This is a genomic window from Candidatus Stygibacter australis (assembly GCA_030765845.1).
Lineage (GTDB): Bacteria > Cloacimonadota > Cloacimonadia > Cloacimonadales > TCS61 > Stygibacter > Stygibacter australis.
This window is the reverse complement of the sequence record JAVCDJ010000105.1, coordinates 1-8222: the sequence shown is the minus strand read 5'-3', so window position 1 is coordinate 8222 and position 8222 is coordinate 1. Positions and strand designations below refer to the sequence as shown.

4 protein-coding genes are annotated in these 8222 nt (G+C 40.5%); 2 read left to right on the top strand and 2 right to left on the bottom strand.

Annotated elements, in window-relative coordinates; translation table 11 throughout:
* Positions 1-592, top strand: a 592-nt coding sequence (locus tag RAO94_05560; protein ID MDP8321796.1) for an FGGY-family carbohydrate kinase, incomplete at its 5' end; no start/stop codon positions are given.
* Positions 593-639: 47 nt separating this feature from the next.
* Entirely contained in the window at positions 640-6144 is a 5505-nt protein-coding gene (locus tag RAO94_05555) for an MG2 domain-containing protein (protein MDP8321795.1), read from the top strand.
* Positions 6145-6228: 84 nt separating this feature from the next.
* Here the strand turns inward: RAO94_05555 and RAO94_05550 are convergent, their stop codons facing one another.
* Positions 6229-7383, bottom strand: a complete 1155-nt coding sequence (locus tag RAO94_05550) for an alkaline phosphatase family protein (GenBank protein ID MDP8321794.1) — start codon at positions 7381-7383, stop codon at positions 6229-6231.
* A gap of 9 nt (positions 7384-7392) precedes the next feature.
* Positions 7393-8160, bottom strand: a complete 768-nt coding sequence (locus RAO94_05545) for a 5'-nucleotidase, lipoprotein e(P4) family (protein ID MDP8321793.1) — start codon at positions 8158-8160, stop codon at positions 7393-7395.
* Between the last annotated feature and the right edge of the window lie 62 nt (positions 8161-8222).

The following is an 8222-nucleotide window of genomic DNA, read 5'->3' as shown; positions in this document are numbered from 1 at the left end:
TGCTCTGGAAGGCAGTGTGTTTATCGGTGGAGCAGTAGTTAAATGGCTAAGAGATGATCTGGGAATCATTGAAACTGCGGCTGAAACGGAGCAGATCGCCTTGAGCGTACCTGATAATGAAGGAGTCTATTTTGTGCCTGCTTTTGCTGGACTGGGAGCACCTTATTGGGATACTGAGGCAAAAGGAATTATCTGCGGACTCAGCAGTGGCTGCGGGAAAGCGCACATTGTGCGGGCAGCACTGGAATCGCTGGCATTTCAGACGCGTGATGTGCTGGTGAGTATGGAGCGTGATGCGGGCTTAATCTTAAAAGAATTACGGGTAGATGGTGGCGCAGCAGCTAATAACTTTTTGATGCAGTTTCAGGCGGATATATTGGGATGTGATGTGCTGCGACCACAGGAGATAGAAAGCACGGTGCTGGGAGCGGGGAAACTTGCTGCCAGGGCTGTGGGATTTGGCAGCAGGAAGAAAGATTCTGAGAAATGTGAGAAATTTTATCCTAAGATCAGGGTGGAGAAGCGGATTGATCTTTGTGAGGGTTGGAAGAAGGCGGTTGATAAGGCAAGGTTTAGGAGAGAAGTGTTATAGGACCTATAGGACTTATAGGACCTATAAAAAATATATCTGGAGGGGTTATGCAAAAGACGATACGAGTAATGATTTTTGTTGTAATAGTTTTATCAGTGATAGCTGGTGGTTGTGAACGTAAGCGTGAAATAAACAATAATATTTTTGATCTGACTAAGGAGATAAAATCAACAACCGGGGATTATCTGGTGGCAAATACTCCTATTGAGATCATTCTTCAGGAAGGTCACAACTTGAAATATCACAAGGGCAAAAAGGTGGAGGAACTTGATTTTACTTTTGAACCTCATATCACGGGAAGAAGCGTCTGGATCGATAAGAATACCATCAACTTTATCCCCAAAGGTAGTCTGGGCATTGGTAGAGAATATGAGTGCACAATATTACCAGCCGGCAGAAGTGCAAAAGATAGTCTGGTAACTCCGGTTACTTTTCATTTTACTGCGATTGGCCAGGATGTGACGGAGCTGAACTGTGAGATAAATTTTGAAAAGGATGACAGTGATTATTTTAGATTCTCCAGTAAAATAAAATTTCTTACAGCAATAGAGCTAACTGATCTCAATAAAGCAAGTAAGATCACGTATGGCGGGAATAAATATAATATCAACTGGAAAGAAGAGGGGTTGAACAGCTTTAATTTTATAAGCGAAAAGATAAGATATCAGGATAGCGTGGAATCACTGGAATTCTTTATAAAAGGCAGTGATGTGCAACTGGCTTATGATATCGACAGGCAGATCAATATTCAGGATGAGAATGAACTGATCGTGAAACAGGCAGCTTTTGTGAATGAGGAAACGCCTTATATAAAAATAGAATTTTCTGATGATATTGCTAAAAATCAGGATCTGTATTATATGATCAGGGTAACTTCCAAAAATAAAGACATCAAAGAGCCAGAAATTTCCTTGGATGTAAATAGCAATATCGTGCGGGTATATGGAGATTTCCTGTATCGAGGAGAATATCTGCTGACAATTATTAAAGATATTGTCAGTACCAATAATAAGGTCATGTCAAAGGGGTTTTCCGTTACCCTTGCAGTGGAAGATCAGAACCCAAGGCTTGTATTTAGTGATGATGGCGTATTTTTGACGAGTGCCAATAAGAATAATCTCTATTTCAGGACAATAAACGTAAAAACCGTTAATTATGAAGTAGTGCATGTTTATGAGAATAATATGTGTCAGTTTTTACAGGACAACACGCTTAGAAATGAAACCAGTCAACATTCAATGAATAATTTGAATCGAGTGGGAAAACAGGTAGCTGAGGGTAAACTGGAAATTGGTGAAACCAGAAATACGTGGTTGCAGCATGAATTGAATATTTCTGAGCTACTGCCAGCCTATAAATATGGTGTTTATGTAGTGAAATTATCAGTAACGAAAAATGATGTGTTATATCGTAAGAATGATACCATTCCGGCACGATATTCAAATTATGGAGATCCGCTTCAGAATTATTATTATTATAGAAATGGGACAATAATCAAGCCGGTTATAGTTTCTGATCTGGCAATAACGCATAAACAGGGTGGAGAAACAAGTTTATGTATGGTAAGTAATGTGCTGAAGGGTAAGCCAGAGAGTGAAGTGCATCTAAGTGTTTATAATTTTCAGAATCAGATACTTGCCGAAGGTTATAGTGACAAAGAGGGTTATTTTCAATATTCGTCGGAAGACAAGCCATTTTTTGTAGCTGCCAGAAAAAAAGATCAGCAGAGTCTTTTAAAACTGGGTTATGGAAATTCCTGGGAAACCAGTACTTTTGATGTGGGAGGAGTTACCGGCACTTCGGAGAAACTGCAGGCTTATATTTATACAGAACGGGGAGTATATCGACCCGGAGATGAGATTAATTTTGCTATCATCATGCGCAATCCAGATGGCAGTTTCCCCGAGAACCATCCTCTGGGAATCGAGATTTATGATCCTCATCAGGTAAAAATATATGAAACTGTACTTAAAAACGGTAAAGATGGATTTTATCATTTACCGTTTTCTACTGAAACCGGAGACCCCACAGGTACCTGGCAGCTTAAAGTTAATGTGGGAGATAATGAGTTTCGTCAGGTATTTCATGTGGAAACCATTGCTGCTGAGCGTTTGAAGATAAGTTTTGAGCCACAAGCTGATAAGATTTCTGCATCAGATGAGCAATTTGATTTTACGCTGACAGCAAATTACCTTTTCGGTAGCCCAGCCGCTGGTTTACAAGTAAATTTTAGCTATAATACAACTAGTGCAGATAAAAGTTTTAGTCAAACAAAGTGGAATAGATTTTCCTTTGTCAATGCCAGTCAGAAAGTGCAAACTTTGGATAATAATAATAGATTTAATTCAGTTCTTGATGAGGAAGGTAAAAGCATTTTAACCTGGGAACGTCCTGAAGGCAATGAATTCCGCTCAGCAGGCTTAGTTCGTATAAATGCCGATGTGATAGATAAAGGTGGACGCGCAAGTAAGGAATCTATCAGGCTTTTATGGGATCCTTGGGAATATTATGTGGGACTTCATTCAGCCAGCAGCTATTTGAGCAAAGATGAAGATAATGAAATGGAAATTGTGCTACTGGATACCAAAGGAGAGTTGGTTGCCGGGCAGAATTTGCAAGTGCGCGTATATGAAAATGACAGCTACTGGTGGTGGGAATATGATAATTATTCCAGCTACCGGATGAGTTATAAACAGGCAGAATCCACTCATTTAGTGCAAAATGAGACAATTCTTTCGGGCTATGAGCCTATCAAGTATAAACTGCCGAAAGTGCAGGGTCACAATATTCTGGTGGAAGTTACTCATCAGTCTAAAGGTGAAAAAGGGCATGTAAGCTCAAAATTCTTTTATACCTCACGGCACGCTTTAGGCAGGGATAAAGATGAAGCTGGACTTCTGGAAATTTTATCAGATAAGACAGAATATAAGCCCGGAGAAATTGCTCATCTTAGTTTTCCGGTGAATTCCAATACACGCACGATGGTGACAGTGGAAAAGGAAGATCAGATATTGGATTGGTGGTGGTATGAATCTCCAGCCGGAAAAACTCAGGCAGACGTGAAAATTGCTATTAATAAAGATATGCAGCCGGGTGTGTATACCACTATCTCAGTTATCCAGGGGCAATTGACCAGTAATAATGACCGTCCTCTGCGGATGTATGGCATTATACCTTTGAAGGTGATCGAAAAAAGTACAATTGAATACCTGGAAATGAAAGTACCTGAGATAATCTGCCCTCAGGAGAAATTCACCTGTGAAATACAGGCAACTCCTGGTAGGGAAACACAGATCACTGTAGCTGTAGTGGATGAAGGCTTACTTTCCTTAATGTATTATGTATCTCCTGATCCCTGGAATTATTTTTATCGCAAAAAAAGACTGGAAGTAGAGAGTTGTGATAATTTTGATAAAATAATAGATCTCGAGAATGGTGATATTGCCAGTCATTTTGCTATTGGAGGTGGAATATATACGGAAGATAGCATCTCCGGTACTGCCTTATCAGTGGGGTCAAGGCAGGTTGAATTGACCAAAATGAAGCGGTTCAAGCCAGTATCAATGTTTTCAGGAATTATCACTGCTGATAAAAATGGCAAAGCAAAAGTGGAATTTATGATGCCGGACTATCTGGGAGCGGTCAGGATAATGGCAGTTAGCGCCAGTGGAAATAGATTTGGCAGTGCTGCAAAAACTGTGGCAGTGCGCAAGGAACTGATGGTGAATCCCACTCTGCCCAGAGCTTTGGCACCTGGGGATAAATTCAGCATTCCAGTAGAAGTTTTTAGTTTTGAGGAAGCTATCAAAGGAGCTCAGGTAAATATTTCAGCTACAGGACCAATAACTTTTACAGGCGGAACCAGTGCTGAAGTAACCTTGAATGACCGTGGTGAAGGGCTCGTATTCTTTACTGCAGAAATGCAGAATGATCTTGATCCGGTGAGTATTACCGTACGGGCACAATCCGGTAAATATGAGCATGAACGGGTAACTGATATCCCGGTAAGGCCTTTGCAGCCTTTCCAACTGGTTTCTGAAAGGGAAATTATTCAGGCCGGAAAAAGTACAGTTCTTGATATTAATAAGGATGGCTTAAAAGGTACTGAAAGCTCACAAATCGTCTTTAGCAGACCAGGTTTTTTTAATTATAATAAGCATTTCAAGTATCTGGTGAGATATCCCTATGGCTGCCTGGAACAGACAGTCTCTTCTGTATTCCCGCAATTATTTATCTCCAGCCTGATAGATAAGAATACGAGTGCTCAGCTTTTGGGTAATATTGACAGGAATATTGAAAAGGGATTGCAAAAGATGGCTGAATATCAGAATTATTCCGGTGGATTTGGCTATTGGCGTGGATCTACAACAATAAATCTCTGGTCAACCATCTATACGGCGCATTTTCTGATAGAAGCATCAGAGAGAGGTTATTATATTCCCGGAGCAATGCTGGAAAAGGCTTTGAATTACATGAGCAAAACCGGGATAAGTGGGATTTATACAGAAGATAAAGGCTTACTCAAAGTACAATCTTATCAGCTATATGTGCTGGCAAGAGCCGGTAAACCTCAGATAAATATGATGAATTATTTATGGCAAAACCGCTTTCAGCAGCTTGATAACACCAACCGCTGGCTACTGGCTGGAGCATATCAGGCAGCAGGACAAAGTGATATGGCAGCTAAAATTGCCAAAGAAGCCGGAAAAGATGTAAATACGGTGAATAGCCATTACCGTTATAATTATGGTAGTAATGAAAGAGATCGGGCCATAATCCTGGCTATTGCCAGCGATCTGGGTCAAGATGAGATTGCCAGAAAACTTTATGATAACCTGGCTGGCAGTATGAATGAAAACCGGTATTATTCTACTCAATCCCGGGCTTTTATGCTCTGGGCATTATCCAGCTATGCAGAGAAACATCCGGAAATGTTCTCATCTGAACCTGTGAAGGGATATGTAGAAGAAAACGGGCAGAAGAAAACATTTGATATCAGTGGTAATGACTGGAAATATAATTTGAATGATCCAGATAATATTAAAGTAATACTTGAAAATGATTCTGCCCCGGCAGCGTTTACTTTATATTATGACAGGATCCCTGCCAAAGCCGGGCCTGAGATCACAAACAGCAGCTTCAGTCTGAAACGGAAATTAACTGATTCTAATAAAAAAACTATTGCTCTGGATGAGCTGAAACAGGGAGAGGCATATACCCTTTCTATTACCCTGACCCGTAAGGAAAAGGTGAATGTGGAAAACATGGCATTAACCCAGATATTACCCACTGGCTGGGAGATCATTAATGAAAGATTAGAAGGAAATAATTCCTATAATCAAGTTGCAGATTATATAGATATTCGTGATGATCGCATCATGTGGTTCTTTGATTTTAAGAATAGAAATAATGATAATTCCCGGACATACAAAGTGAAGATAAGAGCGGTGACAGCGGGGGAATTTGAATTGCCTCCCACTTATCTGGAAGCCATGTATCAACCTGATTACACAGTATCATTGCCAGGAGGCAAAATAGTTATCAGTAAATAGAAGTTCGCATTTGCACCAGGCTGAGATCTTGGGAATTGACCGTCACCATTGCGGAGGTCTGGCGACCATTCGCAAGGTAACTTGCTAATCCTCGATTATTATCAGGGGTATGCGCATCTCATCAGGTGTCATGCCGCCATGATAGCCTTGGAACTTGATCCCGCTGCTGCCTAATACCGTGTCTTTGAGCACATAATTATCCCTCATCAGCAGGATATAATCACCAATCCGGTCACGGAACCGGGGGTTTTCAATGCCCTTGCCATACCAGCCTTTATCAATAACTTCCTGACGGCTTAAGATTTCGCAGTACTCATTCATCTGAGTACTCACATATTCCTCAAATTTCTCTTTGTATTCCGGTTTTATGTAGCAATATGGTACGCGTGGTTCACCTGAGAAGGGCAGATTCAGCATTTTATCCAGTTCAGGGAATTTACTTTTATCTAGTTCCTTATCAGGAGTTACCTTCAACATTCCATGATCAGTGGAGATCAACAGGATATAGTTCTTTTTATGCAGTTTTGTGTGGAGATATTCAATCGCCTGACACAGCTCAGCAAAATGAGCAGCGGTTTTTGCCCCATCAGGTCCATCGCGATGCTCAATATGATCAAGTTTGCTCCAGTAGCCATAGATATATTTCGGTTGTTTAGTTTTCTTCTTAGCTGCTTTGATAATATTGCGGGTGAATCCTTTCAGGTCTTTATAGGGCAGGGTATTAGCACTTCCTGTAAGGTAACGGGTTACTGGAGTGTTAACCAGTGATTTACTGGTGATACTAAAAACTTCCCGCTGGAAAGTGTCATAGATACTTCCGCAGTCTAATACTTTTGCAATATCGATCCCGCTCTTTTCATATCCTTCCCAGCTATATCTTGAGCAGAAAGGTAAAATAGTGGAAGAAGCACCTAATTCCTTGAGATGCACAAACCAGCCGGTAAGCCCATGATTCCAGGCCGCCATCCCTGTTTGATAAGCTACCGTGGCACAGGCAGTTGTAGTCGGGAATATGGAAGTCATCTCAAATTTAACATTATCACCCAGAATGGTATTTTTTCCTAATTGCTCTACTAACTGATAACCCAGAGCATCAATATTAAGCATGATAATAATTTCTTTTTCTGCCAGATAATCTGCATCAAGTCCTGCTAAAGGCTCATAGATCGGCTTTGCTTTCATTGCCTTTGAAAGACTGCCCATAAGGTTTACTATACTATTACTATAATCCGGAAACATGATCTCTCCTTAATACTTAAGATGTTTTAAACGCTTTTCGCGTAATTGCTCAGGCGTCAGGTTATATTCAAAATCCGCTATCACTTTCTGCCAGAATCCGTGCATTGTGTTTGGCAGGATAATATATCTGCGTCCAAATTCAGCTTTCCAGGTTTTTACTGCATCTGATCTTTCTTCCAGAGTTCTACCAGCAAAGCAATCAGCAAAATCTATCAGATTATCTCCTATCAAGACCAGAACATCATATTCAGCCATTACCTGCTGACGTCGTTTTTCTTTAGAAGATTCTTTTACTTTGCATAATACCTGCTCAGGGACCGCTTGAGGGAAACCATACTTCTGGAGATTACCAATGGTTGCTGCCTGTTTATGATCTCTGCGATTTGTGATATAAAATATTTTGATGCCCAGGCTGTCTGCCAGCTTAGTAAATTCCAATGCACCTGCGATTGGTTCGCTGTTCATTTCCTCTATCCATTGATAAAATTCTTTGGGATATTCCCGCTCTCTGATAACTTCCAGGGCATTGTATTTACTATTGCTCAACACCGTCTCATCCACATCAAGGATCACTGCCAAAGGCTTCTGATATTCCTTTTGCGAAAGCCTCATCACCTGATCTGAGGCCAGGTTGTATGCCTGGTAGCATATTGCCTGATATTCAGCTGCGGTTTGATGATAAAGTACTCCAACAAGTGAACCTTCATCATTTAATTCTTCTGCCCAAGCATAAAACATTGTTAGTATGATAAAAAGTAAGATTATTGTTTTTCTCATATATTACCCCTGTAAAATAAATATTATTCCCACAATAAATAAAAATATTCCATAAAGTCTTT